We start from the raw sequence: 26315 nt of genomic DNA on the forward strand, positions 1-26315 counted from the left end.
GCGATACCCATCGACTCCTGCCGCATTGGCAGCATGGGTATCGCCTAGGCTCCACCCATCCTACGGTGGTGTTCTTCCGGGGGGGGCGCGCATGCGCTCTTGCGAGAACCCTCGGGCCAGGCCGATCAAGCCTGCTGCCGTGTCGCCGCCAGGACGATCTCGCGGATGCACACGCCCTGCGGCTGGTTGTAGGCGTAGCCGATGGCGTTGGCCACGTCCTCGGCACTGAGCACCTTGCCGCCCATCTCGCGTTTCCAGTCCTGATAGCCGCTCTTGATCGCATCGTCGGTGGTGTGGCTGAGCAACTCGGTTTCCACCGCGCCGGGAGCGATGGTCACCACGCGGACGTTGTGCGCCGCGACTTCCTCGCGCAGGTTCTCGGAGATCGCGTGCACGGCGAACTTGGTGCCGACATAGGCGACGTGGTTGGGGAAGGTCTTGCGCCCGGCCACCGAGCTGACATTGATAACGGTGCCCTGGTTGCGCTCGACCATGCCCTTGAGTACGGCGTGCACGCCGTTGAGCAGGCCTTTCACGTTGACGTCGAGCATGCGCTCCCACTCGGCCGGGTCCTGCTCGACCATGTTGCCCAGCAGCATCACGCCAGCGTTGTTCACCAGCGCGTCAGCCGGGCCGAAACGCTTCTCGGCTTCCTCGACGGCGGCCAGCAGGGCTTCGCGGTCAGTCACATCGACGGCACGGCACAGTGCGTTCGGCAGCTTGAGGGCTTCCAGGCGCTCGATGCGCCGGGCGAGCAGCAGCAGCGGGTGACCTTGCTGGGAAAAGAGGCGGGCGGTGGCTTCGCCGATGCCGGAACTGGCGCCGGTGACGATGATCAGGGGCTTGCTCATGGTGGTTCTCCTGCAATCGAAAATCTGGATGCCTGGACGATGCAGTGAAGTATATTTAGCGCATTGCTGCCTGAAAAATGGCTTATTCCTGTGCCTGGTATCGGGATTTCCTATGGATATTCGACAGCTTGCCGCCTTCGTCGCGGTCTTCGAAGAGCGCAACATCACCGCCGCCGCGCAGCGCCTGTTCGTCAGCCAACCCACGCTGTCCGCCACCGTGCGCCAGCTGGAGGAGAGCCTGGGCACCGAGCTGTTCGTGCGCCAACCGCGCGGTGTGGATGTCAGCGAAGCGGCGCGCACCCTGTACCCGCGAGCCCGTGCCCTGCTGGCCGAGGCGGAGGGTTTGCGCAAGCTGTTCCGCCAGTCGTCGGAGCGGCAGCCGCTGCACCTGGGCGTGGAAGGGGACATCAGCGCCGAGCAGATCGAGCGCTTCGTCGGCCTGGCCCGGCAAGCGATCCCCAACCTGCAACTGCACCTGGAAGAAGGCTGTGTGGGCGAGGCGCGGCTGGCAGCGGAGGAGTTCTGTTGCGAGGACGAACTGTTCGTTCCGGTGTGGGACGATCCGTACGTATTGGTGCTGCCGCCCGGCGCCGAGAGTATGCCAGTCGCCGCGTGGATCACCTGTCCGTCGCACCCATCGCACCAGCGTTTGATGACTGCCTACGGCAGCGCACCGGTGGTCGCGCAGGCCAGCACCCTGAATCTTGCACTGCGGCTGGTCAGTGCCGGCCTGGGCGCGGCTATCCTTCCGGCCTCGTTGCTGGGCGGCGCTCCGGCCGTGCGCAGCGGAACCTTGAACCTGCCGCTACCCGTGCGCCGCATCGGCCTTTGCCACGCCGCCCAGGCGCTGGAGCAGCCGGCGGTGCGCGCGCTCTACGACTTCCTGCGCGCCCGTGAGGCGGCCTGATTCAGGCCGGCGCCTTCTGCGCGGCGGGTGCGCGCAAGGACAGCAGCAGGACCAGCGACGCCGCGAGAATCTGCAGGCTGGCGTAGCCGTTGGTGGTGGCGACCAGGCCATAACGCTGGATCGCCAGCCCGGCGAGGATCGCCGGCACGCTGAAAGCCAGGTAGCTGAGCACGTAGAAGCTCGCCATCAGTGCACCGCGCTCGTGGGCGTGGGCCAGCGGCACCACCGAGCGCAATGCGCCGAGGAAGGCGCCGCCAAAGCCAAGGCCCGCCACCGCGGTACCGAGGAAGAACAGCCAGAGGTTGGAGGAGTCCACGCCGAGCAGGGTAATCAGCAGGCCGATGATCAGGGCCAGCCCGCCGCGGCGCAGGATGACCGCTGCCGGCCGGTTGCGCAGCGCGAAGATCGCCACGGCGCCGCAGAAACACAGCAGCGAGACCAGCCCACCGCCGATCATCGGAACCTGCAGACCGGTCACCTGGCGCGCCAGGGTCGGGCCCAGCGACAGGTAGAAACCGCCCAGCGCCCAGAGGCTGGCGTTCAGCGGCGCCACGCTCCAGAACGCCCGGCGCGCCTGCGGGGGAATGCGAATGCGCGGCTTCAGCGAGGCCAGCGCGCCGGGCTGCCTGCTGACGCTTTCCGGCAGCCAGCGCAACAGCACCAAGGCCAGCGCGAATACCGCCAGCAGCCAGACATAGACGCGGTGCAGCGGGTCGCCGCCGAACTGCACCAGTGCACTGCTGCCCAGTGCGCCCAGCGCCATGCCGAGCATGGGCGCGACGCTGTTGATCAACGGGCCGCGCTCACGGTCGATGTCGAGCATGGCGGCGCCCAGTACAGCGGTCGCGATGCCGGTAGCGAAGCCTTGCAGCAGGCGCGCGGCGATCAGCAGTTCCACCGAGTTGGCGTAGAGGAACACGCTCATCGCCAGCAACTCGATGATCAGCGCCGCACGGATCAGTGGGCGGCGGCCGAGGTAGTCCGACAGCGAACCGAATACCAGCAGCGCCAGCATCAGCCCGCCGGCGTAGATGCTGAACGCCAGCGTCAGCAGGGCAGGGGAGAACTGCCAGGACTCGCGGTACAGCGCATAAAGCGGCGTGGGCGCGGCAGCGGCGGCGAGGAAGGCCATGAGGATCGCGGTCAGCAGCAGGGCCGGGAAAAAGCCGGGCGCGCTTTTGGGTAAGGTCTGTGCCATGATTCAGCTCGCAAAGGCTAAGATTTTGCTTTTGCGAGATGCTGGACCCGTTTTCGGATAAAAGCAAATTCTTTGCGTTAAGGTGCTTATGGCAATCAATCAGGGGGTTCGACCGGGTGGTCGCAGCGCGCGTGTGCAAGCCTCGGTGCACAAGGCTGTGGCCGAGTTGCTGGAGGAGCGCGAGCGCGCCGAACTGACGGTGCCGCTGATCGCCTCACGAGCCGGCGTCACGCCTTCGACCATCTACCGGCGCTGGGGCGATCTCAACGAACTGCTCGGCGACGTTGCCCTGCAACGCATTCGCCCGGATGCCGAGCCGGCCGATACCGGCAGCCTGCGCGGTGACCTGCTGGCATGGGGCGAACAGTACATGGAGGAAACCGCCTCGGTGCCCGGTCGCGCGGTGGTGCTCGACCTGCTCGCCGCTGGCGGCGGCTGCTCCGGGCGCTGCATGGCGATTGCCTGCGGCCAGTTCGACATCATCCTGCTGCGGGCCAAGGGACGTGGCGAGAAACTGCCGGATGTCGACCGCATCGTCGACCGGCTGATGGCGCCGCTGGTGTACCGCATCCTGTTTTCCGGCGAGGAGCTGGAAGTGGAGTATGTCGAGCGGTTGGTCGATCTGACGCTGGACGGGGTGTAGCGGATTCGTGGACAGGCTTCCTGCCTGCCATTGGCGAATTCGTAGGATGGCGTGGAGCGCAGCGATACCCATCGATCCTGGCACGGGCAGCATGGGTATCGCCTAGGCTCCACCCATCCTACGTTTCAACTCGGAGCGCCGGCGTTTCGAATGGCATTCGCCCACGCCTGCAGAGTTCTGCAGGCCGTGAGGGCAATTTCTTCATTGCTGCGCCCCGCGAACACGCGCTCCAGCGCGTCGGCCGCAATCAGCCCGGCGATCGTCGGCGTGCCCACTGCGTCGGTGAGATCGAGCCATTCACCGAAGCTGGCTGGCGTGTCGTACCAGCGCAGATAGCCCGACGGCGACAGCGGCCACCAGCGTTCCTCGAATTGCAGCACGACCTTTTCCAGCTGGCCCATGCCCAGGTGCGCCAGCGCATCCTGCTGCGCTGGTGGCAAAGGCGGATTGAAGCTGATATCGCGCAGCACGCCGATGGGCGCGGTGCAGATGCAGAAATCGCAGCTTTCATCACCCACCCGCACCTTTGCGCCGGACCAGTCGATGGCTGTCACTGGTTGGTTCAGGCGGACATCCAGCCCTTGGGCGAGGTGCGCGACAAGCTGTGAATAGCCTTGCGGCAGGAAGCGATCGCCGGCGCCGACGCCTTCTTCGTCGAGCGCATCCACCGACAGCGATTCCAGCGGCAGGCAGGCCTCAAGGACCAGGTTGGCGTCCAGGGCGAAGCGGGTGGCGCGCCGGGTTGCTTCGTCGCGATCCTGCAGATAGCGCGCGACGCCTTCCGCCAGTGGCAGCTGGCGGTCGATCCCGGCGCGCAGGGCTTCCCAGGCGGCATCGATGTCCGGCACCGGGCCGTCGGCTGCAGCGGCCAGGGGTTGGCTGAAGTCGGTTGCCTGCAATGGCAGGCCCAGTTGCTGTGCGTACGCGGCGAGAGCGTTGTCGTCGAACTGCTGCAACCAGGCGGCGCCTTCGTCTGCCTTTACCGAGCCGAGCGAAATACTGTGCACGCGGCCGCCGAGGCGATCACGGGCTTCCAGCACCACGCACTCGACAGCGGCCTCCCGCAGGCGGCGCGCGGCGGCAAGCCCGGCAAAGCCCGCGCCGATCACCAGTACCCGGCGAGCGCCGCTTTCGATGGCCGCTTCGGCGGCGCGCAGACCATCGTCCCAGGCGCCGTGGGTCATGGCGGGTGCGACGGGATTGCAGGCTTCGCCGGCCAACACCAGCTTGCCACCCAGGACCTCACCCAGCCGGCGCCGATGCTCCGGCGTGCCGCCGGGCAGCAGGGTGCTGTAGGCGCCGCGACTGAATGGGTCGTTGCTCCAGTGGCTGACGTGGAAGCGGATGGGGCGGTGGCGAAGGCTATCCATGGCGGGCTCGCTCGGTAAAAGAGCGACGACCTTAGCGGGGGAGGGTTCGCCGGCACAAGGTCAAGGTTGGGCGCATTTTGTAGGAGCGAGCTTGCTCGCGAACCGCTCAACCCTGGAGCTGCCAGCTGACTCCGTTCGCGAGCAAGCTCGCTCCTACAACATCAAGAGCCCCCTCACCCGAACCTCTCGCTGGGGGATAGGGGATCGTTCGGTGCAGGATGAAATTTCGGCGTCAGCCGGCACGGACGGCTTCCTCTCCCACCGGGAGAGGGCTGGAGTGAGGGGAATGCAGTGGCACAGATTGACCGAAGAAGGCAGTTGCTCCTGCAGGCCCAGCCCCAGGCTCAGGCGCGGCTCAGGCGGATCACCGTGCGGGCGACGGAAACCCCGGTGAACAGCACGACGAACAGCCGCAGCGTCTGCATCGCCAGGACCAGGCCGACGTCGGAATGGGTGTCCACCGCGATGATCGCCATGGCATCCAGGCCACCGGGGCTGGTGGCGAGGTAGAGGGAGAGGAAGTCCATCCCGGTGATGGCCGCCAGCGCCCAGGCGAACAGCGCGCAGCTGGCGATCAGCGCCAGCGCGCTGACCAGCATGGCCGGCAGGTGGCGGCCGACGTAGGCAAGGCTTTCGCGGTCGAAGCGCAGGCCGATGTAGCAGCCGATCACGCCGTAGGCGCTGGCCAGCAACCAGTGCGGCAGGGTGATGTGCAGCACGCCGGTGAGCTGAAGTACCGCACCCGCCACCAGCGGCACCAGCAGCGGACCGGCCGGCAGCTTCGCGCCGGCAGTGGCGCAGACGAAGATCAGCAACAGGCAGTTGATCAGGTCGGGCAGGGTGGCGGTGTCGATGATCGGCGTGCTGTGCGCCACCGAGCCGCCGCCCTCGATGCCGAGGAAGCGCCCGACCAGTGCACCGGCCATGACCACGCAGACCACTCGCACGTACTGCATGGTGGCGACCACGCGCGGGTCGGCGCCGTTGGCCTCGGCCATCGAAACCATGGCCGCCGCGCCGCCCGGCGCGGTGCCCCAGGCGGCCGTGCTGCCGGGGATGCCGCCGAAGCGCACCATGGCGTAGCTGACGGCAGCGGACAGCAGCACGGTGAGCACCGTCGCGCTGAGCATCAGTGGCCAGGAGGCGACCATCGCCTGTAGCACCGACCAGCTCATGGCGTGGGCGACCAGCAGGCCGATGCAGCCCTGGCTGAGGCGAAAGGCGCTACGCGGCAAGCGGATTTCCGCGCCGCTGACACCGAAGATGATGGCCACCAGCATGGGCCCGAGGAACAGCGCGGCAGGGATGCCGAGCCAGGTCAGCAACTGCCCGGCGCCTGCGGCCCCGAGCGCCAGGGTCAGCCATTGCAGGCTGACGGGGATGCGGGCGACGAAGAGGGCGGGGCGACTGGACACGGACGGCTCCGGACGGGGAAGACGGAGGAATTATCGATAGCCGAATCGATCAAGTCTATTTTCTAATAGTCATGAATCCATTCCTGAAATTTATCGGTTGGCCGCCATGGACCTGCGTGATCTCGCCTACTTCGAAACCATCGCCGAACTCGGCCACCTGGGGCGTGCCGCCGAGCGCCTGGGGCGCAGCCAGCCGGCGCTGACCAAGAGCATCCAGCGCCTGGAGGAGTCCCTTGGCGCGCGCCTGTTCCAGCGCGATGGCCGACGGATTCGCCTGACGCCGGCCGGCGAACTGATGCTCCAGCGTGCCCGGCAATTGCGTCAGGACATCGAGGAAACCCGACGCGAGGTGCGCGATTTCGCCAGTGGAGTGGTGGGCAATATCCGCCTGGGCTGCGCGGCGACGATGGCCGAGTACCTGTTGCCGCGACTGACCGAGGACCTGCTGGAGCGCGCGCCGGCAATCACCATGAGCCTGGTGCTGGGCCAGGATGATGTGCTGCGCGAAGCACTGCGCAGCGGGCGGCTGGACATGGCGATCTGCTCGCGCATCGTCGACGACCCGCAGCTGAGCAGCGAGCCGCTGCTGCAGGACCAGGTGGTGGTGGTCGCCAGCCGTGACCATCCGATTTTCGACGGCCCGGTGGTCATGGCCGACCTGTGCCGTTACCGCTGGGTACTGCCGGCCACCGGGGTGTCTTCGCGGCGTTGGATGGATGCCACCTTCCAGGCCCACCAGTTGCCAATGCCGCAGGTGCAGATCGAGACCAACGCGATTCCCATGCTGCCCAACCTGATCGCCCGCACCCGCCTGCTCAGCTTCATCGCCCGCGAGGCGCTGGCCGGCGGCCACGGCATGGACCAGTTGCGCGAGGTGCAGCTGGCCGAGACCACGCTGACGCGCACCATCGGCTTGGCGGTGCGCGAGGGTGCTTACCTGTCGCCTGCCGCGCAGTTGCTGCGGGGGATGCTGCGCGAGCATGCGGGGCGGTTCGTGGCGGCGTTGTAGCGGCGCGCGGGCACGGAACCCGTAGGGCGAATAACGCCCTGGCGTTATCCGCCGCGAGTCAACGGCGGATAACCTGTTCCAGGTTATGCGCCCTACGTTGCTGCCGCGCAGTTGCTGCGGGGGATGCTGCGCGAGCATGCGGGGCGGTTCGCAGCGGACTTGTAGCGGCGCGCAGGTGCAAAACCCGTAGGGCGAATAACGCCCTGGCGTTATCCGCCGTGAGTTATCGGCGGATAACCTGTTCCAGGTTATGCGCCCTACGTTGCTGGGGGAGCGTGCGGGGCGGTTCGTGGCACGCGGGCGCGGAACCCGTAGGGCGAATAACGCCCTGGCGTTATCCGCCGCGAGCTATCGGCGGATAACCTGTTCCAGGTTATCCGCCCTACGTTGCTGGGGGAGCGTGCGGGGCGGTTCGTGGCGGAGTTGTAGCGGCGCGCGGGTGCGGAACCCGTAGGGCGAATGACGCCCTGGCGTTATCCGCCGCGAGTTATCGGCGGATAACCGGTTCCAGGTGGTGTGCCTTAGGCCGCTGGACGGAAGCGCGGAGCGCAGTTGCAAGAGACCGCGCCCGTCCACTCGGTCATTGTTCGAAGCTGCAGCCGACGCGTCCCAGCCCCTCGATTTCCAGCTCGAATACATCCCCCGGCGCAACCGGCGACATCGGCGCCAGGGCCCCGCACAGCAGGACGTCTCCCGCCTTCAGCGGCGCGTCCAGGCGTGCCATGCGCCGCGCCAGCCAGAGGCCGATGTCGAGCATCGCCGCAAGGCTCGTCTGGGTCGGCGGGAAGGCCGGCGCACCGTTGCGCTGCAGTTGTACTGCCAGCGCGGCGTCTTCCAGTCTTTCCAGCGCCACCGGCTGGTCGCCGGTCAGGTAGAGGCCTGCGCAGAGGTTGTCGGCCACCGAGTCGAGCAGGCCGATCTGCCAGTTGGCCACGGCGCAGTCGTTGATCTCGATGGCCGGGGCCGCACCTTCGATGCAGGCGCGGAAAGTCGCCAGATCGAGCTCTCCAGCAGGCAGGTCACGGCCGATGAGCAGGGCGAGTTCCGCCTCGATACGTGGTTGCAGCAGGCGCTCGCGGGCGATAAGCGCGCCGGATCGGCAGCGCAGGCCGGCGAGCAAGCGGCCATGGACCGGTTCGCCGACCTTCAGCGCCGCCTGCATCGCCGGCGAGATCAGCCCGGCCTTGGCGCCCGCCAGGCGTTCGCCGCCGGCCAGCGCGAGGTCGATGCCGAGCGCCTGCACGCGATAGGCGTCGTCCAGCCCGGTGAGGCCAAAGTGTGCCGCTGGCGCGGCGATGGGCGTTCGGTTGGCGCGCGCTTCGGCCAGGGCGTGGGCGGCGGCGCGGAGATTGTCAGTGGTCATCGTCGGGCTCCTCAGCGGCTCGGCACTTCGCCCACCACGGTGGTGCGGTACATCTCCCGGCGCATGCCGTGGTAGTCCGATACCGGGTAGTGCCAGGTGCTGCGGTTGTCCCAGATCGCCAGGGTGCCGGCGCTCCAGCGCATGCGGCAGGTGAAGGCCGGCTGGGTGGCGATGCTGAACAGGTAGTCCAGCAGCGGCTGCGACTCGGCCGGGCGCATGCCCTTGATGCCGCTGGTGTAGGCCGGGTTGATGTAGAGGACCTTCTTGCCGGTTTCCGGGTGCCGGGTCACCAGCGGATGGGAGCGTACTTCGCCATCGTGGCTGCCGTAGCGCACCGCCATGTTTTCCATCAGGTCGTTGTGCTTGGCCTCCGCGCCATAGGCGCGTTCGGGGCTGTGGATGGCGTCGAGGGTTTCCAGTTGCGCACGCAGTTTCGGCGACAGCCATTCATAGGCCAGCGCCAGGTTGGCGTAGAGGGTGTCGCCGCCGAACGGCGGGATGTCGTGGCCGTAGAGCAGGGTGAAGGCCGGCGGGCGCTCCTGGAACGACCAGTCGCTGTGCCAGGCGCCGCCGAACACCACCGGGGTCTTCTCGTTGGCTTCCTTCACCACCCGCACCACGTGCGGATGATCGTCCATGCCGACCACGTAGGGTTCGCGGCCGAATTCGCCGAAGCGCAGGGTCACGGCTTCGAGGTTTTCCACGCTCAGGTCCTGTCCGCGGATGAACAGCACCTTGTGCGCCAGCAACGCCTGGCGCAGCTCGGCGTAGCCGTCGTCGCCCAGGGTGGTCAGGTCAAGCTCGCTGACGTCCGCGCCGATGGCGCCGGTGGCCGGGACGATGCGGAAGTGCTTGTACTCGGCGGCGCGGTTCTGGCTGGGCAACGCGTAGAAGAACTCGAACATGGGGAAGCCTCTTGTGAGTGTTATTGGCACCTCAAGCATGGTCAGCGCCGTCACTTTCTTCCATGATCAAATCCGCCAAAAATTGACTTTTCCCGCCATGCAGCGGCCAACGAGGAGTTCGTGATGGACTGGCGCCAGACCCGCGAAATCACCGGAGTGCACTACCTGCTCGACAGCGCCCGCGACGAAGGCATCGACGCCGATGATTGCCTGGTCGGCAGCGCCATCACTCCGGCCGACCTGCAGGCCCGCGCCGGGCGCATCCAGGCGTGGCAGGAACTGGCGGTGATCCGTAACCTGTTGCAGCACAGGGACCGGCCGGGCCTGGGGTTGGCCACCGGGCGGCGCTATCACCTGACGTCGCTGGGGTTGCTGGGTTTCACCATGCTCGCCAGCCGCACCCTGCAGGAAGCCTTCGAAACCTTCGGCCGCTACCAGAGCCTGGCCCTGACCCTTTGCCCCGTGAGCAGCGAGGCGGAGGCGCGCGGGGTGTGGCTGGTGTACGACGATCGCGTGCTGCCCGAGGATGCCCGTGCCTTCGTGGTGGAGCGCGGCATCGCCGGTTGCTGGCAACTGTCCGGCGAATTGCTGCAGCGGCCGTTGCAACCGCTGGCCATTGAACTGCGCTGCCCGGCGCCAGCCGATGCCAGCGTGTTCCGCGACATCTTCGGCATCGAGCCGCTGTTCGAGGCGCCACGCAACGCCATGCTGTTTGCCCTGGAGGACCTGCAGGCACCGCTGCCGCAAGCGCAGATCAGCGCCCGCGACAGCGGCGAGCAACTCTGCGAGCGCCTTTGCGGAGAGTTGGCGCTGACCCTGGCTGCCACACCCACCGCGCGGCAGGTCCAGCAATTGCTGTTGCGTGATTCCGCCAGCCTGCTCGGCGCTGCCGCGGTGGCCGAGCGACTGGGGCTTTCCGAGCGCACGCTGCAACGGCGCCTGGCGCAGGAGGGGCAGAGCCTGCAGGGGCTGAACGACGGCATCAAACAGCGTCTGGCCGAACGTCTTCTGCGCGAATCACGGATGGATCTGCATGGTATCGCGCAGTGCCTGGGCTACGCCGAGGCGGCGAGTTTCTCCCGCGCTTTCCAGCGCTGGACAGGGCAGTCGCCGGGTCGTTGGAAGCGTCAGTCCGGAACCCTCCCGGCGCCCTGAAGTCGAACCGCCCGCGACGCCTCTGGAACGGGCGGAAGCCGCGAGATAGAGCCTTCTGGCGTGGCCGATTGCCATCGGTCGTGGGTTAATTTCGCGCGCGGCCCATCCGTTCCCCTGAAGAGGCGCGTCGCTTTTTTCGCGAGGCGCCCGACAAGAAAAAGGAGAACCCATGTCCTCAGCAACCTGCCTGCGCGCGTGCCTTGGAAGGCGCGGCGCGATGACCTCCAGCGCACTGCATTGGCCGGCGTGAGCCGCCATCCAACCCTTGCACCGGCACCGCGCGAGCAGCGCGGCCGCGTGCCTCTGGCCGGGCATCCGGCCGTCACCCGAGCATTGAGGGAATCAATGAGCAAGACCTTCCGACTGGCCGCCGTGGCCGGCAGTCTGCTGGCTAGCGGCCTGCCCGCGCTGGCCCATGGCGCCGAACTCGAGGCGCAGATCCGCTGGACCCGCTTCGGCATCCCGCATATCCAGGCCAGGGACGAACTGGGCCTGGGCTATGGCATCGGCTACGCCTATGCCCGCGACAACGCCTGCCTGCTGGCCGAGGAAGTCCTCACCGCGCGGGGCGAGCGCTCGCGCTACTTCGGCGTGGATGGCAAGTCCTCCGCCGGCATCGGCAACCTGCCTTCGGACTTCTTCTACACCTGGCTCAACGACAACGAATCCCTGCGTCGTATGCGTAGCGCCCAGCCGCAACCGATCCGCGATCTGCTCGATGGCTATGCGGCCGGCTACAACCGCTGGCTGTGGGATACCCAGGCGGCCGGCACGCAGTGCGCGGGCAAGGCCTGGCTGCGCCCGCTGGAGGCCGACGACCTGCTGCGCCTGACCCGCCGGCTGCTGGTGCAGGCCGGCGCCGGACAGTTCGCCGAGGCGATGATGGCGGCCAAGCCGCCGGGGCAGGCGACGACGTCGGTCGTCAGCGATGGCGAAGTCCTTGCCGCGATGCAGCGCCGCGAGAACTTCCACCAGAGCCATGGCAGCAACGCCGTCGCCGTGGGTAGCGAACGCTCGGCGGGCGGCAACGGCCTGCTGCTGGCCAACCCGCATTTCCCCTGGTTCGGCGCGCTGCGTTTCTACCAGATGCACCTGACCATTCCCGGCCAGCTCGACGTAATGGGCGCCTCCTTGCCAGGCATGCCGCTGGTGAACATCGGCTTCAGCAAGGACCTGGCGTGGAGTCACACGGTGGACACTTCGAGCCACTTCACCCTGTACCGCCTCGACCTCGATCCGCAGGACCCGCACAGCTATCGCATCGACGGCCAGTCGCGGCCGCTGAAGGAAGTCACTCTGCGCGTGCGGGTACGTGAGGCCGACGGCCGCGTGGGCACGCGCAGCCACACGCTGTACGAGTCCGAATATGGCCCGCTGCTCAGCGTACCCGGCAAATTCCCCTGGAACGCCAGCGAAGCCTTCGCCGTGCGCGATGCCAATCTGGGCAACGACCGCGTGCTGCAGCAGTGGTATGCCATCGATCACGCGCGCAGCCTGGATGAGCTGCGCGACAGCGTCGAGCGGGTGCAGGGCATTCCCTGGGTCAACACCCTGGCCACTGACGCAGGAGGCAAGGTGCTCTACCTCAATCAGTCGGTGGTGCCGTACCTGAGCCAGCAGCAATTGGCCGATTGCGCGATCCCCGAGTTCCAGAAGCAGGGCCTGCCGGTGTTGCAGGGCGGACGCCGCGCCTGCAACTGGTCGAGCGTTGCGGGCACTCGTCACGCCGGGCTGACGCCGCCGGAACAGATGCCGTCGCTTGCCCGCGAGGACTACGTGCAGAACTCCAACGACAGCGCCTGGCTGAGCAACCCGGCGCAGCCGCTGACCGGCTTCTCGCCGCTGGTGAGCCGCGATTCGATTCCGGTCAGTGCCCGTGCACGTTTCGCCCTGGAGCGCCTGAAGGGCGACGGCAAGATCGGCCCGGACGACCTGCAGAAGATGGTCACCGACAACCGCGTCTACGTGGCCGACCTGCTCCTCGACGACCTGCTGCAACTGTGCAAGCCAGCGCCGGCGGGCGCCGAGTCGGCCTGCGCCGCACTGGGCTCGTGGGACCGTCACGTCAATCTCGACAGCAATCCCGGCTTCGCCTACTTCCAGGCCTTCGTCGCGCGTTTCCTGAAGATTGACGGCGGCTGGCGCCTGCCCTTCGATCCCAAGCTGCCGCTGGCCACGCCCTCGGGCATTGCGCTGGACAAGCCGGAGGTGCGCGAGCAGGCGCAGCAGGCCCTGGTGGCAGCCGGGCAGGAGATCGACGCCCGCAAGATCCAGGCGAATGAGACCTGGGGCGAGCTGCAACTGACCGGCGACCAGGCCAATCCCCTGGGCATTCCCGGTGGCACCGGCAATGAGGGCGTGTACAACGCCATCACCTCGCAGTGGCAGGGCGACCACTACCGTGTGCTCAGTGGCAGCAGCTATATCCAGCTGGTCGATTTCACCGCCGACGGACCGAAAGCTCGCGGGCTGCTGGCGTTCTCGCAGTCCAGCGAACCTGGCTCGCCGCACCATCGGGACCAGACCGAGCTGTTCGCCAGGCAGCAATGGCCGGAGCTGCCGTTTACCGACGAGCAGATCAAGGCCGATCCGGAGCTGAAGGTGATGGAACTGCGCGAGCGCTAGGGCGGAGCTTCCGCAGAGGGGGCTTTTCGTAGGAGCGAGCTTGCTCGCGAACGGTACTTTCCGGCGGCTCGGAATCGTGCGGTTCGCGAGCAAGCTCGCTCCTATAGGTAGGTCAGCCGGCGGCTGTCACCAGCCTGACACCGTCGGGGCCTAGTCTGGCGGCAAAGCCCCGACGCGTAGGCCGATGCCATGCCCCTGACCAATGAATCCGTGATCCGCCGCATCCACCGCGAACTGCTCGACCACAGCGACGAAGAGCTGGAGCTGGAGCTGCTGGAGGACGTGCGCAACCTCGACGAACTGTTCGACGAGCACGCCGATGTCGACGAGGAGAAACTCGCCCGCCGTCGCTACTTCAGCGAGCTGTTCCGCCTGCAGGGCGAGCTGGTGAAACTGCAGAGCTGGGTGGTGAAGACCGGCCACAAGGTGGTGATTCTCTTCGAGGGCCGCGACGCGGCGGGCAAGGGTGGGGTGATCAAGCGCATCACCCAGCGTCTCAATCCGCGTGTGTGCCGCGTCGCCGCGCTGCCCGCGCCGAACGACCGCGAGCAGACCCAGTGGTACTTCCAGCGCTACGTCTCGCACCTGCCAGCGGCGGGGGAGATCGTCCTGTTCGACCGCAGCTGGTACAACCGCGCCGGGGTCGAGCGGGTGATGGGGTTCTGCAACGACGAGCAGTACGAGGAGTTCTTCCGCAGCGTGCCGGAGTTCGAGCGCATGCTGGCGCGCTCGGGCATCCAGCTGATCAAGTACTGGTTTTCCATCTCCGACGACGAGCAGCACCTGCGCTTCCTCAGCCGCATCCACGACCCGCTCAAGCAGTGGAAGCTCAGCCCCATGGACCTGGAGTCGCGCCGGCGCTGGGAGGCCTACACCAAGGCCAAGGAAATCATGCTGGACCGTACCCACATTCCCGAGGCGCCCTGGTGGGTGGTGCAGGCCGACGACAAGAAGCGCGCGCGGCTGAACTGCATCAGCCACCTGCTGAACCTGATCCCCTATGAGGACGTGGAGCATCCGTCGGTGATCCTGCCCGCGCGGCAGCGCAACGAGGATTACTCGCGCACGCCGACCCCGCGGGAAATCGTGGTGCCGGAGGTTTACTGAGGCGTTGCATACCGCGTAGGAGCAACTGTTTTCTTCAGGTAAGTCCGTGCCAGTTCCTTCCCTCACCCCAGCCCTCTCCCAGAGGGAGAGGGAGCCGCCCGTGCCGGCGGACACCAAGGTTTCATCCTGCACCGAACGGTCCCCTCTCCCTCTGGGAGAGGGTTAGGGTGAGGGCTGATCCGAGTACAGGACCGTCGGGTAGCAGCGGACTCTGTCCGTGATCGTTTTTCGGCGGCTTCGAGCCGGCCGGCGGCACATCGCGGACGGAGTCCGCTCCTACCTACAGCCCGCCTGCGGGCAGCTCCGGCAGAGACATAACTTGTAACATTCCCCGCCGATCATGACCGGGTCATCCCCCCACGCGGACTCCCAGCATGACCACCGATACCCTGGCCGTTCCCGTCGCCGAAGAACGGCCCCATCTGGAACGCAAGCCCGGCCGCATTACCGCCTTCATCTTCTTCGCCGTGCTCGCCGTCGGCCTGCTGTTTTCGGCCTGGAGCCTGGTGCGCGACGTCGACGACGTCACCTCCACGGTCACCACCTGGACGCCGTTCCTGTTGCTCGGGGTCGCCCTGTTCATCGCCCTGGGCTTCGAGTTCGTCAACGGCTTCCACGACACCGCCAACGCGGTGGCCACCGTCATCTATACCCACTCGCTGCCGCCGCACTTCGCGGTGGTCTGGTCGGGCTGCTTCAACTTCCTCGGCGTGCTGCTTTCCAGCGGCGCGGTGGCCTTCGGCATCATCGCCCTGTTGCCGGTGGAGCTGATCCTGCAGGTCGGTTCCTCCGCCGGCTTCGCCATGGTCTTCGCCCTGCTGATTGCCGCCATCCTGTGGAACCTCGGCACCTGGTGGCTGGGTTTGCCGGCGTCGTCCTCGCACACCCTGATCGGCTCGATCATCGGCGTGGGCATCGCCAATGCGCTGATGCACGGCCGCGACGGCACCAGCGGCGTCGACTGGGCGCAGGCGACCAAGGTCGGCTACTCGCTGCTGCTCTCGCCACTGATCGGCTTCATCTGCGCCGCGCTCCTGCTGCTGGCGCTGCGCCTGCTGGTGAAGAACCGCGCGCTGTACAAGGCGCCCAAGGGCAAGACGCCGCCGCCGTGGTGGATTCGCGGCCTGCTGATCCTCACCTGCACCGGCGTGTCGTTCGCCCACGGCTCCAACGACGGGCAGAAGGGCATGGGCCTGATCATGCTGATTCTGGTCGGCACCCTGCCGATGGCCTACGCGCTGAACCGCACCATGCCGGCAGACCAGACCGTGCAGTTCGTCGCCATCGCCGAAGTGACCCAGCAGGCGCTGGTCCGCGCGGCGCCGCAGCCGGCCCCGGCCGACCCGCGCGCGGTACTCTCGGAATACGTGCGCACCAAGGAAGCCAAGCCGGAACTGATCCCGTCGCTGGCGGCGCTGACCGGCGCCATCGGCGCGGAAGTGAAGGGCTACGGCAGCCTCGCTCGTGTGCCGGCCGAAGCCATGGGCAACGTGCGCAACGACATGTACCTGACCAGCGAAGCGATCCGCCTGATGGACAAGGACAAGGTCGGCAACTTCGACGCCGACACCACCAGCAAGCTGGCGGCGTTCAAGGGCAAGATCGACGAGTCGACCCGCTTCATCCCGCTGTGGGTGAAGGTCGCCGTGGCCATCGCCCTCGGCCTGGGCACCATGGTCGGCTGGAAGCGCATCGTGGTCACCGTCGGCGAGAAGATCGGCAAGACCCACCTGACCTACGCCCAGGGCGCCTCGGCGGAGCTGGTGGCGATGCTGACCATTGGCGCGGCGGATATGTACGGGTTGCCGGTGTCGACGACCCACGTGTTGTCCTCCGGCGTCGCCGGGACCATGGCCGCCAACGGCTCCGGCTTGCAGATGCGCACCATCCGCAACCTGCTGATGGCCTGGGTGCTGACCCTGCCGGCGGCCATCGTGCTCTCCGCGTCGCTGTACTGGCTGTTCACCCACCTGTTCTGAGGGCGGGTGACTCAATGAAAACGCCGCTCCCCGGAGCGGCGTTTTCATTTGGCATGTGCGGTGGGGGCGGAAGCGCTTGCGTAGGATGGGTGGAGCGCAGCGATACCCATGCTGTCGGTGCGCGGGATTGATGGGTATCGCTGCGCTCCACACCATCCTACGTCGTGTTCTTCCGGTAACTCGGTGCGATTGCTTCGTTTCATGCCCGCTTGAAATATCGAACGCGTGGTGCGTATTTTGTACGGGCTCGCGCACCTCGCGCGGCGTCCTGTGACACGGACAAGAAGAACAAGGATAAGAAGTCATGAGTAACGATCTAGGAATCCCGCTCGCCGAACATCTGGCTGGAGTGGAAGAGATCGAGTGCGTCACCCCCGACCTCAACGGGGTGCCGCGTGGCAAGGTGATGACCGGCGAGGGCTTCCTCACCGGGCGCCGGTTGCAGCTGGCGCGCGGCGTCCTGCTGCAATGCATCATGGGCGGCTACCCGCCCGCCAAGTATTACGGTAGCGACGACGGCGACCTCGCGCTGATCGCCGAGCCCACCCAGATCCATCGCCTGCCCTGGAGCGACGAGCCCCGCGCCTTCGCCATCTGCGACGCGGTGGAACTCGACGGCAAGCCTTCCGGCCTGTCCACCCGCGGCCTGCTCAAGCAGGTGGTGGCGCGCTACGCCGAACACGGCTGGAGCCCGGTGGTGGCGACCGAGCTGGAGTTCTTCGTGTTCGCCCCCAACCCCGATGCCAACGAAGCCTTCCAGGCGCCGCTCGGCCTCGACGGGCGCCGCGAGATCGGCCACTCGGCCTTCAGCGTGTCCTCCAACAACGGCCTGCGGCCGTTCTTCCAGGACGTCTACCGCTGCATGGCAGCGGTGGGGCTGGAGCGCGACACCTTCATGCACGAGATGGGCACCACCCAGTTCGAGATCAACTTCCTGCATGGCGACCCGGTGCTGCTGGCCGACCAGACCTTCCTGTTCAAGCACCTGCTCAAGGAAGTCGCGCTCAAGCACGGCCTGATCGTGGTGTGCATGGCCAAGCCGCTGGCGCACACGCCGGGCAGTTCGATGCACATCCACCAGAGCGTGGTCGATGGCGAAGGCCGCAACATCTTCACCGATGCCCAGGGCGAGGCCACGCCGGCGTTCCGCCATTTCATCGGCGGCCAGCAGGCCTGCCTGGCGGACTTCACCCTGCTGTTCGCACCGAACGTGAACTCCTTCCAGCGCCTGTGCCATCCCTACGCCTCGCCGAACAACGCCTGCTGGTCGCATGACAACCGTGCCGCCGGCCTGCGCATTCCGGCCAGTGCTCCGGTGGCCCGGCGGGTGGAAAACCGCCTGGCCGGCGCCGATGCCAACCCCTACCTGGCCATCGCCGCGAGCCTGGCTGCCGGCCTGCATGGCATCGAGCACGCGCTGGAGCCGACTGCGCCGATCCAGGGCGAGTTCGAGGTGCCCGATGAGCTGCTGCTGCCCTGCACCATGTACGACGCGATGCAGCGCCTGACACGCAGCGAACTGGCCCGCGAGGTGTTCGGCAACGAGTTCATCGATGGCTACTGCGCGACCAAGTCCATGGAGCTGACCAGCTTCTTCGACGAAATCACCCCGTGGGAGCGCCGCGTCCTGGCCGCCCAGGCCTGATTCGCGGGCGCGCTGACACAGCTGCACCGAAAACCGGTGCAGCTGTGATCGGCAGACATCTCCAGGCGATCTTCAAGCCATCCTCGTTCATCCCGCCGGTATCCTTCGAACTGACCTGCTTCACTGCGCGCGACGCTCGCTATTCCGGGCCCGGCAGGGCTCTCGACGCGCCCATTGGCAGCCTCTAATGTGTCACGGCAAGTCCCGCTTTCCGCTGCCCGGACATTGTGCCGGGGTTGTCCTGGACCAGGAGGTCCAATGCTTCGGATCGTCACTGCCTTCCGCGCTCTGTACTTCGCCGCCGTCATGCTCCTGACCGGTTCCGGTCTGCTCAGTACCTACCTCGCCTTGCGCCTGGGCGCGGAAAAGGTCGATGGGCTGTGGATCGGCGCCATGATGGCCGCCTACTACCTCGGCCTGGTGCTGGGCGGCAAGATCGGCCACCGGCTGATCGCCCGCGTCGGCCATATCCGCGCCTACGTCGCCTGTGGCGGGCTGGTCACCGCCGCCGTGCTGGGCATCGGCCTGCTGCCGTGGATCGGCTTCTGGCTGGTGCTGCGGGTCGCCATCGGCCTGGGGATGATGTGCCAGTACATGGTCATCGAGAGCTGGCTCAACGAACAGGCCGAGGCGCGCCAGCGCGGGCTGGTGTTTGCCGGCTACATGGTCGCCTCGTACCTGGGGCTGGTGCTTGGCCAGTTGGTGCTGGTGGTGCACCCGGGGCTGGGGCCTGAGCTGCCGATGCTGATCGCGCTGTGCTTCGCGCTGTCGCTGATTCCGGTGGCGATCACCCACAAGGTCCACCCCGCGCCGCTGCGCCCGGCGCCGCTGGAGCCGCGCTTCTTCATCCAGCGGGTGCCTCAGTCGCTGACCACGGTGCTGGTGTCCGGGCTGGTGGTTGGTTCGTTCTATGGCCTGGCGCCGCTCTATGCGGTGGGGCAAGGCCTGAGCACCGAGGAGATCGGCCTGTTCATGGGCGGCTGCATCTTTGCCGGGCTGGTGGTGCAGTGGCCGCTGGGCTGGCTCTCGGACCGCATCGACCGCGCCGTGCTGATCCGCAACGCGGCGATCCTGCTGCTGGTGGTGGCTCTGCCGCTGGCTCTGTTGCCGCTGCTGCCGGTGCCGCCGCTGAGCCTGGCGCTGCTGCTGCCGATGGGCTTCCTGGTGTGCCTGGTGCAGTTCACCCTTTATCCCCTGGCGGTGGCCTTCTCCAACGACCACGTCGAGGGTGAGCGGCGCGTCTCGCTCACGGCGATGCTGCTGGTGACCTTCGGTGTCGGTGCCTGTATCGGCCCGCTGGCGGCCGGTGCGCTGATGAAGGCCTTCGGCGCCAACATGCTCTACGCGTTCGTCTGCGCCTGCTCGCTGATCCTGATCTGGCGCGTGCGCCCGGAGAAGGTCAGTGGTGTGCACCGGGTCGACGAGGCACCGGTCAAGCACGTCGCCACGCCGGACAGCCTGGCTTCCTCGCCGCTGTCCGCCGCCCTCGACCCACGGGTCGACGAAGCCGCCGTGGAAGAGCAGATGAAGGGCAACGACAGCAGTGCGCCGGTGCCCGAGGTGGCAACCGAAGCAGAGGAAGAAAGCCGGCCCGCGTGAGGCCGCAAGGCGAGGGCGGCAAGGGGTTGCCGCCCCGGATGGGCTAGAACAGCTCGTCCTTCTCGAAGCGCCGGGCTTCGCGCTGCAACTGGTAGACGAAACGCTCGATGTTGCGCTGCGCCAGGCCGCTCATCTGGTGGAAGCGCACGCCGGCGAAGCTGTAGCCGACCTTGTCCTCGAAATGCACGTGGCGCAGTTCGACTTCCATGGTCAGGGCGCCGAAGGGCAGGCGCGCGGTGAATTCCTCGTAGATCTGCCCGGGCTGCAGGCGCTCGGCGGCGTTGCCTTCCAGGCGGATCTTGCAGCCGGTGGCGGAGATATCGATGAGGTTGCCCTTGAGCGGCGACTTCAGTTTGCTGCCGCCGATTTCCACGGCTACCGGTTGGCCCTGGCCCACGGGGGCGCGGAAGGCGTTGCGGCGCTGGTGATAGAGCATCTCGGCCGGCACTGGCAGCCAGTAGCAGCGCGCGCCGTCGATTTCGGAGAAGAAGGCGTTCTGGGTGTTTTCCCAGGCAATGCGCACGCCTTCATGGAAGGCTTCGATACGGAATTGCTCGCCGTTCTGCAGGAAGCGTTCGCCATCGTTGGGGATCAGTTCGTCGAGGGCGACGATGTTGCGTTCCCGGTTGACCTCGACGACGAAGCTCTGGAAGCGCCGGCTGCGACCTTCGAAGGTGACTACCAGGGGATCGTGACTGTCCATCAGCATTTTCAGGCTGGCGTGGATCTCCACCGGAGCTTTCAACACCTTCGGTGGTTGAGGGCCATTTTCCTCGGCGAACAGATTGGACACGGTCCGCGGGTCTCCATTGTGTTTGTTATGAGTCTTGCACGGGGCAGGGCAGGTGATGGCATTTTGCCCTAGGGCGTGCGCTCAGACCAGCGCTGCCTGTCTGCAAACGGTGGCAGTCAGGCCTGGCTGAGCGGGCGCTGGCGGCTGCTCTGGGTCGAGCCGCCACGGCGGTCGTAGAGGTTGGGAGTATCCTGCCCACGCAGGATATCGAGCAGACGCCCGGTGCTGGCCTGGCCGGCGCGGATGATCTTGCCGTTGCGCTGGTTGGCTTCCTGGCACTGGTCGAGGAGGGCGGCCAGTTGGTCGCCGCGCGCCAGCAGTTCGCCGTTGCCTTGGGCCTGGGCGAGCTGGGCGAGACCCTCGCGGTCGATGCTCACGCCGGCCTGCTGGAGCGCCAGGCTGCGTTCGCGACCATTGCGCTCGAGCTGCTGGAGCAGCGGCAGCTTGCGATCGAGCAGCTTCTGCAGCTGGGCCAGGTCGCGCACCTGCAGCGCCTGGAACTCGTCGTCGATCAGCTGCAGCAGCGCACTGGCTGCTTCGATGTCGCCATTGATCAGGGAAAGCAGGGCGTCAGACATCTTGGGCTCGGCGTTCTACGAGGGTGGTCCAGCGTGAGTCGGACTCAGCGCTGGGATTCGAAATCGAGCAGCTTGCCGGCCACCCGCTGGCTGTCGACCTGATAGCTGCCGTCAGCGATGGCCGCCTTGATGCGAGCCACTTTCTCATTGTCGACCACGGGCTGGTCCTTCAGTTGATCGCTCACTTTCTGCAGCTGCTGCGCGGTATCGCTGAGCTGCACCGTTTCGCCGCTCTTGGCCGGGGCGTTGACGGAGGACTCGGCGGCGGCTTCGCTGCGACCGCTCTGGGCGGCACCGCTACGGCCAGTGGTGGCTGGCGTAGTGGCCGGGTTCAGCCGGTTGAAGTCGATAACCATGTTGGAAACCTCTGGAGGTATTGGACGCTTGCCAAGCTTTTCGGCCGTCCGCTGGAAAACTTTAGGTCGAAATTTCGTGCGCCCGAACACAAATTACGCAGCCCTGCCTTCATCATGCCAGAAATGGCTGCAAACCGCAGGGCTACAGGGTGACTTCGACGGTCCCCGGCTCGATCACCCGAGCCTTGACGATACGCTGCGAGCGCAGGTTGCGCACGCGGATCTGCTCGCCGGGAACGCCATCGGACAACGCCTCGCCGGGCATCAGTACATTGATCGCGCTGGTGCGGGCACGGATCACCACCTGCTCGCCCTTGCGCACGGCCGCCGCCTGCTCGAGGAAGATCGGCGCCAGTACCTGGTCGTTGACTGTCGCACGCTTGAGCTTCTGTCCCAGCGCCCGTTCGGGGTCGGTCAGGTAGCCCTGGGTCAGCGGCCCGACGTCGCGCTCGACGACGCTGATGTCGGCGGCCTCGATCACATGGTCGCGCTTGAGCGGCTGGGTGGTGACGACAATCTGACGGTACAGCTTGACCGTGGCCGGCACGAACACCGTCCAGGGTGAGCTGCCGTCGCAGCGCACTCGCACGGTGACCCGACCAACGGGCTGTGCCGGGCTTTCCAGCGCCTGCGTCAGGTCTTTGTCGCACTGCGCCAGGCGCAGGCGGGGGTCGATGCGTGCGACTTCGATCTCGTAGCGTGCGTCTATGCCGGAAGTCTGCAGATAATCTTCCACCTTGAACTCAAGAAAGCCCTGGGTGGAGCCGATAAGGATTTCAGGCGCAGTGAAGCCTTCCGCCCCAGCCGGGGAGAGGGTCAGCGCACCCGTCATGCCGAGCAGCGCAGCCACCAGGGCGCGCGCGGGTCTCAGCTGTCGGAAAAATGTCGTTGCCTGTTTCATGCAACGATCCAAGCAATGGTCATGCCGCCTTCGTGAGTCGGGCGGCGTTGCGTGCACAGGAGGCTCAATGGCCGGAGTCATGGATTCGGTCAACCAGCGTACGCAGCTGGTTGGCCAGAATCGTCTCGAACTGCTGCTGTTCCGCTTGAACGGCAGCCAGCTGTACGGGATCAACGTGTTCAAGGTGAAAGAGGTGCTGCAGTGCCCGCGCCTGACCGTGATGCCCAAGTCCAGCCAGGTGGTGCGCGGGGTGGCGAACATCCGCGGCGGCACCATTCCGATCCTCGATCTGGCGCTGGCCACGGGGCGGCATGCCCTGCGGGACGTCGCCAACAGCTTCGTGATCATCACCGAGTACAACACCAAGGTGCAGGGTTTCCTGGTGCACTCGGTGGAGCGCATCGTCAACATGAACTGGGAGTCGATCCATCCGCCACCCAAGGGGACCGGCCGCGATCACTACCTGACGGCGGTGACGCGGGTGGACAACCAGCTGGTGGAAATCATCGACGTGGAGAAAATCCTCGCCGAAGTGGCGCCGACCTCGGAGGACATCTCCGACGGCGTGCTGGATGCCGAGACCCAGGCCCGTGCGGTGAGCAAGCGCGTGCTGGTGGTGGACGACTCCTCGGTGGCGCGCAAGCAGCTGGTGCGTTGCCTGGAGACCGTCGGCGTGGAAGTGCTGGCGCTCAACGACGGCCGCCAGGCGCTGGATTATCTGCGCCAGATGGTGGAAGCCGGTGGGCATCCGGGCAGCGATCTGTTGATGGTGATCTCGGATATCGAGATGCCGGAAATGGACGGCTACACGCTCACGGCGGAAATCCGTCACGACCCGCGCATGCAGGATCTGCACATTCTCCTGCATACTTCGTTGTCCGGGGTGTTCAACCAGGCGATGGTGAGAAAGGTCGGCGCTGACGACTTCCTTGCCAAGTTCCGTCCTGATGACCTGGCGGCCCGCGTGTCGGACCGCATCAAGGCAGTGGACGGTGCGACCGCCTGATCCGGCGTGACGAGATGCGGGTGGCGCCGGTGCCGCCCGCATCGTCTATGGTTTTTTGAGCACCGGTCAGGCAGTTGTCGTCGTGTTTGCCGGCAGCCGTCCACGAGCAAAGAGGCTTATCTGTGACATCCACCAATTCTGAATTCGAGCTGTTCCGGGATTTCCTGGAGAAGACCTGCGGCATCCTCCTGGGCGCCAACAAGCAGTACCTGGTCTCCAGCCGCTTGAACAAGTTGATGGAGCAGCAGGGCATCAAGTCCCTGGGCGAGCTGGTACAGAAGATCCAGATGCGCAGCCAGTTGCGCGAGCAGGTGGTCGACGCCATGACCACCAACGAGACCCTGTGGTTTCGCGATACCTACCCCTTCGAGGTGCTGAAGAACCGCGTACTGCCGGAGATGATCAAGGCCGCGCCCGGCCAGCGCCTGCGCATCTGGTCGGCGGCCTGTTCGTCGGGGCAGGAGCCTTATTCGCTGTCGATGGCCATCGACGAGTTCGAACGCACCAACCTCGGCCAGCTCAAGGCGGGTGTGCAGATCGTTGCCACCGACCTGTCCGGCTCGATGCTCAGCGCCTGCAAGGCTGGCGAGTACGACAGCCTGGCGATCGGCCGCGGCCTGTCACAGGAGCGCCTGGCGCGCTACTTTGACCAGAAGACGCCGGGGCGCTGGACGGTGAAGCCGGCGATCAAGAGCCGCGTGGAGTTCCGCGCGCTGAACCTGCTGGATAGCTACGCCACGCTGGGCAAGTTCGACATGGTGTTCTGCCGCAACGTGCTGATCTATTTCTCGGCCGAGGTGAAGCGCGACATCCTCCTGCGCATCCATGCCACGCTCAAGCCCGGCGGCTATCTGTTCCTCGGCGCATCCGAGGCGCTCAACGCGCTGCCGGACCACTACCAGATGGTCCAGTGCAGCCCGGGGATCATCTACAAGGCCAAGTGATTGGCTGATGCCCCGCCTGTTCGGGCGGGGTTCCTGCAATTGCAATCACCCGATCGCGGTCTCCGTCCGCTGATCGCCGCATGTCATCGACTTCGTGTGCTGTTTCTGTAGGAGCGAGCTTGCTCGCGAACAGACTGCGCAGCGTGGCGAGGTTCGCGAGCAAGCTCGCTCCTACAAATTGACCGGCAAGGAAGGGCGGCAAAGCTTGCCGCCTTGCCCTGAGCGGCAAGGAAGTTGGTTGCCGCTTGCCGCTGTTTGCCGCCCTTTGCCGCTCTCGATGTTCCCTCAAGCCTTTGAAAATAAAGGGTATGCGTATCTGGCACGCACCTTGCTGAAGTGTTCGCAAGCCCACACCGGCAAACAGGTTCGTGACCATGAGCATCAGCTTCGACAAAGCCCTCGGCATCCACCAGCAAGCACTGAGCTTCCGCTCCCAGCGCGCTGAAGTCCTGGCCAACAACCTGGCCAACGCCGACACGCCCAACTACAAGGCGCGCGACCTGGATTTCGCCTCGGTGCTGGCGGCCCAGTCGGACAAGATGAAGAACGGCACCTTCAGCGCCACCCTGACCAACGCGCATCACATTGCCGCCGACGGTTTCGGCATGGGTGACGAGTCGCTCAAGTACCGCAATCCGACCCAGCCGTCGATCGACCAGAACACCGTCGATGAACAGATCGAACAGTCCAACTATGCGGAGAACTCCGTGCAGTTCCAGGCCTCGTTCACCTTCCTCAACAGCAAGTTCAAAGGGCTGATGAACGCCCTGCGCGGGGAGTAATCGCCATGTCGCTCGCCAGTGTCTTCAACATCGCCGGTACCGGCATGAGTGCCCAGACCACCCGTCTGAACACCACCGCCTCGAACATCGCCAACGCCGAGACGGTGTCGTCCAGCGTCGACCAGACCTACCGTGCCCGCCATCCGGTATTCGCCACCATGTTCCAGCAGGCACAGGGCGGCGGCGACCAGGGCTCGCTGTTCGGCGAGACCGACCAGGCCGGTTCCGGTGTGCAGGTGCTGGGTGTGGTGGAAGACAAGAGTTCGCTGGTGCCGCGTTACGAGCCCAACCACCCGGCCGCCGACAAGGATGGCTACGTCTATTACCCGAACGTCAACGTGGTGGAGGAGATGGCCGACATGATCTCCGCCAGCCGCTCGTTCCAGACCAACGCGGAAATGATGAACACCGCCAAGCAGATGATGCAGAAGGTCCTGACCCTGGGTCAGTAAGCGCTGAGGAAAGAGCACGATGAGCATCGACAACAGTGGCATCAACGGCTCCAGCTCGGTTCTGGACCAGTATGCGATCAACAAGGACAGCAGCAGTAGCGGCACGACTGGCAAGAGCAGTCTGGGCAAGGACGAGTTCCTCAAGCTACTGGTGGCGCAGATGAACAACCAGGACCCGATGTCGCCCCAGGAAAACGGCGAGTTCATCGCCCAGCTGGCGCAGTTCAGCACCGTGGAAGGCATCCAGTCGCTGAACACCAGCATGGACAGCGTGCTCTCCAACTACCAGTCGTCCCAGGCCCTGCAGGCCTCGTCGCTGGTGGGCCGCAAGGTGATCGTGCCGACCGACAAATCGATGGTGGATACCGCCGAGACCTTCAAGGGCACCTATACCCTGCCGGTTTCCACCGCCAACAGCTGGGTCAACGTCTATGACGACAAGGGCACCCTGGTGAACCGCGTCGACATGGGCCAGCAGACCGCCGGCAACGTCAACTTCATGTGGGACGGCAAGGACTCCAGCGGCAATCTCATGCCGCCCGGCCGCTACCGGTTCGAAGCGCAGACCAACTACGAGGGCAAGACCTACGGCCTGACCACCTTCCTGCCGGCCAACGTCGACAGCGTGACCCTCGGGCAGAACGGCGGCGAGCTGACTCTCAACCTCGCCGGACTGGGCAGCATCGGCTTGTCCAAAGTCCAGATCATTGGCCAGTAAGTCGGCGATACCGA

The 26315-nt window shown here is 66.1% G+C and carries 24 protein-coding genes; 14 read left to right on the forward strand and 10 right to left on the reverse strand.

The features are described from left to right. Nucleotides 1-125: 125 nt before the first annotated feature. A complete protein-coding gene (locus L6D89_RS21415) occupies nucleotides 126-851 on the reverse strand; it encodes an SDR family oxidoreductase (protein ID WP_236201115.1) in 726 nt (241 codons plus the stop codon). Between the two features lie 112 nt (nucleotides 852-963). Here L6D89_RS21415 and L6D89_RS21420 point away from each other — a divergent pair, with 112 nt between their 5' ends. Then, complete coding sequence (locus L6D89_RS21420; protein WP_236201116.1) at nucleotides 964-1758, forward strand: LysR family transcriptional regulator; 795 nt, start codon at nucleotides 964-966, stop codon at nucleotides 1756-1758. Nucleotide 1759: 1 nt separating this feature from the next. Here L6D89_RS21420 and L6D89_RS21425 read toward each other — a convergent pair whose 3' ends face one another. Continuing rightward, nucleotides 1760-2956, reverse strand: coding sequence for an MFS transporter (locus tag L6D89_RS21425; protein ID WP_054910916.1), 1197 nt, complete (start codon nucleotides 2954-2956; stop codon nucleotides 1760-1762). Nucleotides 2957-3044: 88 nt separating this feature from the next. Here L6D89_RS21425 and L6D89_RS21430 point away from each other — a divergent pair, with 88 nt between their 5' ends. After that, nucleotides 3045-3599 (forward strand): TetR/AcrR family transcriptional regulator, encoded by a 555-nt coding sequence (locus tag L6D89_RS21430; RefSeq protein ID WP_236173832.1) that lies wholly within the window; start codon nucleotides 3045-3047, stop codon nucleotides 3597-3599. Nucleotides 3600-3724: 125 nt separating this feature from the next. Here L6D89_RS21430 and L6D89_RS21435 read toward each other — a convergent pair whose 3' ends face one another. Beyond that, nucleotides 3725-4969, reverse strand: coding sequence for a flavin monoamine oxidase family protein (locus L6D89_RS21435; protein WP_236201117.1), 1245 nt, complete (start codon nucleotides 4967-4969; stop codon nucleotides 3725-3727). Nucleotides 4970-5313: 344 nt separating this feature from the next. Continuing rightward, complete coding sequence (locus L6D89_RS21440; RefSeq protein WP_236173836.1) at nucleotides 5314-6384, reverse strand: AbrB family transcriptional regulator; 1071 nt, start codon at nucleotides 6382-6384, stop codon at nucleotides 5314-5316. A gap of 106 nt (nucleotides 6385-6490) precedes the next feature. Between L6D89_RS21440 and L6D89_RS21445 the strand changes: the two genes are divergently transcribed. Next, nucleotides 6491-7393 carry a LysR family transcriptional regulator gene (locus L6D89_RS21445; RefSeq protein WP_236201118.1) on the forward strand — a complete coding sequence of 301 codons (903 nt, stop codon included), beginning with the start codon at nucleotides 6491-6493 and terminating at the stop codon, nucleotides 7391-7393. A 580-nt stretch (nucleotides 7394-7973) separates the two neighbouring features. Here the strand turns inward: L6D89_RS21445 and L6D89_RS21450 are convergent. Further along, nucleotides 7974-8756: a 2-keto-4-pentenoate hydratase gene (locus L6D89_RS21450; protein ID WP_236201119.1), complete on the reverse strand. Its 783-nt coding sequence runs from the start codon at nucleotides 8754-8756 to the stop codon at nucleotides 7974-7976. An 11-nt stretch (nucleotides 8757-8767) separates the two neighbouring features. Beyond that, nucleotides 8768-9661, reverse strand: coding sequence for a TauD/TfdA dioxygenase family protein (locus L6D89_RS21455; protein ID WP_236201120.1), 894 nt, complete (start codon nucleotides 9659-9661; stop codon nucleotides 8768-8770). Between the two features lie 123 nt (nucleotides 9662-9784). Here L6D89_RS21455 and L6D89_RS21460 point away from each other — a divergent pair, with 123 nt between their 5' ends. From L6D89_RS21460 to L6D89_RS21485, 6 genes are all read left to right on the forward strand, one after another. Beyond that, complete coding sequence (locus L6D89_RS21460) at nucleotides 9785-10816, forward strand: AraC family transcriptional regulator (RefSeq protein WP_236201121.1); 1032 nt, start codon at nucleotides 9785-9787, stop codon at nucleotides 10814-10816. Nucleotides 10817-11161: 345 nt separating this feature from the next. Continuing rightward, nucleotides 11162-13441, forward strand: a complete 2280-nt coding sequence (gene pvdQ / locus L6D89_RS21465) for a bifunctional acylase PvdQ (RefSeq protein WP_236201122.1) — start codon at nucleotides 11162-11164, stop codon at nucleotides 13439-13441. A 189-nt stretch (nucleotides 13442-13630) separates the two neighbouring features. Further along, on the forward strand, nucleotides 13631-14548 hold the full coding sequence (ppk2, locus tag L6D89_RS21470; RefSeq protein WP_236201123.1) for a polyphosphate kinase 2: 918 nt from the start codon (nucleotides 13631-13633) through the stop codon (nucleotides 14546-14548). Between the two features lie 374 nt (nucleotides 14549-14922). Continuing rightward, nucleotides 14923-16527 carry an inorganic phosphate transporter gene (locus tag L6D89_RS21475; RefSeq protein WP_236201124.1) on the forward strand — a complete coding sequence of 535 codons (1605 nt, stop codon included), beginning with the start codon at nucleotides 14923-14925 and terminating at the stop codon, nucleotides 16525-16527. A gap of 406 nt (nucleotides 16528-16933) precedes the next feature. Further along, nucleotides 16934-18172 carry a glutamine synthetase family protein gene (locus L6D89_RS21480; protein WP_236201253.1) on the forward strand — a complete coding sequence of 413 codons (1239 nt, stop codon included), beginning with the start codon at nucleotides 16934-16936 and terminating at the stop codon, nucleotides 18170-18172. A gap of 258 nt (nucleotides 18173-18430) precedes the next feature. Next, entirely contained in the window at nucleotides 18431-19771 is a 1341-nt protein-coding gene (locus tag L6D89_RS21485) for an MFS transporter (protein WP_236201125.1), read from the forward strand. Nucleotides 19772-19814: 43 nt separating this feature from the next. Here the strand turns inward: L6D89_RS21485 and L6D89_RS21490 are convergent, their stop codons facing one another. From L6D89_RS21490 to flgA, 4 genes are all read right to left on the reverse strand, one after another. Beyond that, nucleotides 19815-20564, reverse strand: coding sequence for a flagellar brake protein (locus L6D89_RS21490; RefSeq protein ID WP_236201126.1), 750 nt, complete (start codon nucleotides 20562-20564; stop codon nucleotides 19815-19817). A 116-nt stretch (nucleotides 20565-20680) separates the two neighbouring features. Beyond that, nucleotides 20681-21142 carry a flagella synthesis protein FlgN gene (locus L6D89_RS21495; protein WP_236173855.1) on the reverse strand — a complete coding sequence of 154 codons (462 nt, stop codon included), beginning with the start codon at nucleotides 21140-21142 and terminating at the stop codon, nucleotides 20681-20683. Between the two features lie 44 nt (nucleotides 21143-21186). Continuing rightward, nucleotides 21187-21498: a flagellar biosynthesis anti-sigma factor FlgM gene (gene flgM / locus L6D89_RS21500; protein WP_236173857.1), complete on the reverse strand. Its 312-nt coding sequence runs from the start codon at nucleotides 21496-21498 to the stop codon at nucleotides 21187-21189. Between the two features lie 142 nt (nucleotides 21499-21640). Further along, the gene (flgA, locus tag L6D89_RS21505) at nucleotides 21641-22330 is read right to left on the reverse strand and encodes a flagellar basal body P-ring formation chaperone FlgA (RefSeq protein WP_236174015.1); all 690 of its coding nucleotides are present in this window, start codon (nucleotides 22328-22330) and stop codon (nucleotides 21641-21643) included. 136 nt (nucleotides 22331-22466) lie between these two features. Here flgA and L6D89_RS21510 point away from each other — a divergent pair, with 136 nt between their 5' ends. From L6D89_RS21510 to flgD, 5 genes are all read left to right on the forward strand, one after another. Then, the gene (locus L6D89_RS21510) at nucleotides 22467-23405 is read left to right on the forward strand and encodes a chemotaxis protein CheV (RefSeq protein WP_236173859.1); all 939 of its coding nucleotides are present in this window, start codon (nucleotides 22467-22469) and stop codon (nucleotides 23403-23405) included. A 122-nt stretch (nucleotides 23406-23527) separates the two neighbouring features. Beyond that, nucleotides 23528-24349: a protein-glutamate O-methyltransferase CheR gene (cheR, locus tag L6D89_RS21515; RefSeq protein WP_024764333.1), complete on the forward strand. Its 822-nt coding sequence runs from the start codon at nucleotides 23528-23530 to the stop codon at nucleotides 24347-24349. A gap of 374 nt (nucleotides 24350-24723) precedes the next feature. Beyond that, on the forward strand, nucleotides 24724-25131 hold the full coding sequence (gene flgB, locus L6D89_RS21520; protein WP_236173861.1) for a flagellar basal body rod protein FlgB: 408 nt from the start codon (nucleotides 24724-24726) through the stop codon (nucleotides 25129-25131). 5 nt (nucleotides 25132-25136) lie between these two features. Next, a complete protein-coding gene (gene flgC / locus L6D89_RS21525) occupies nucleotides 25137-25583 on the forward strand; it encodes a flagellar basal body rod protein FlgC (RefSeq protein ID WP_017520252.1) in 447 nt (148 codons plus the stop codon). Between the two features lie 19 nt (nucleotides 25584-25602). Further along, complete coding sequence (gene flgD / locus L6D89_RS21530; RefSeq protein ID WP_236173863.1) at nucleotides 25603-26301, forward strand: flagellar hook assembly protein FlgD; 699 nt, start codon at nucleotides 25603-25605, stop codon at nucleotides 26299-26301. The last annotated feature ends 14 nt before the right edge of the window (nucleotides 26302-26315 follow it).

Source organism: Pseudomonas pseudonitroreducens (genome assembly GCF_021603645.1).
Lineage (GTDB): Bacteria > Pseudomonadota > Gammaproteobacteria > Pseudomonadales > Pseudomonadaceae > Pseudomonas > Pseudomonas pseudonitroreducens.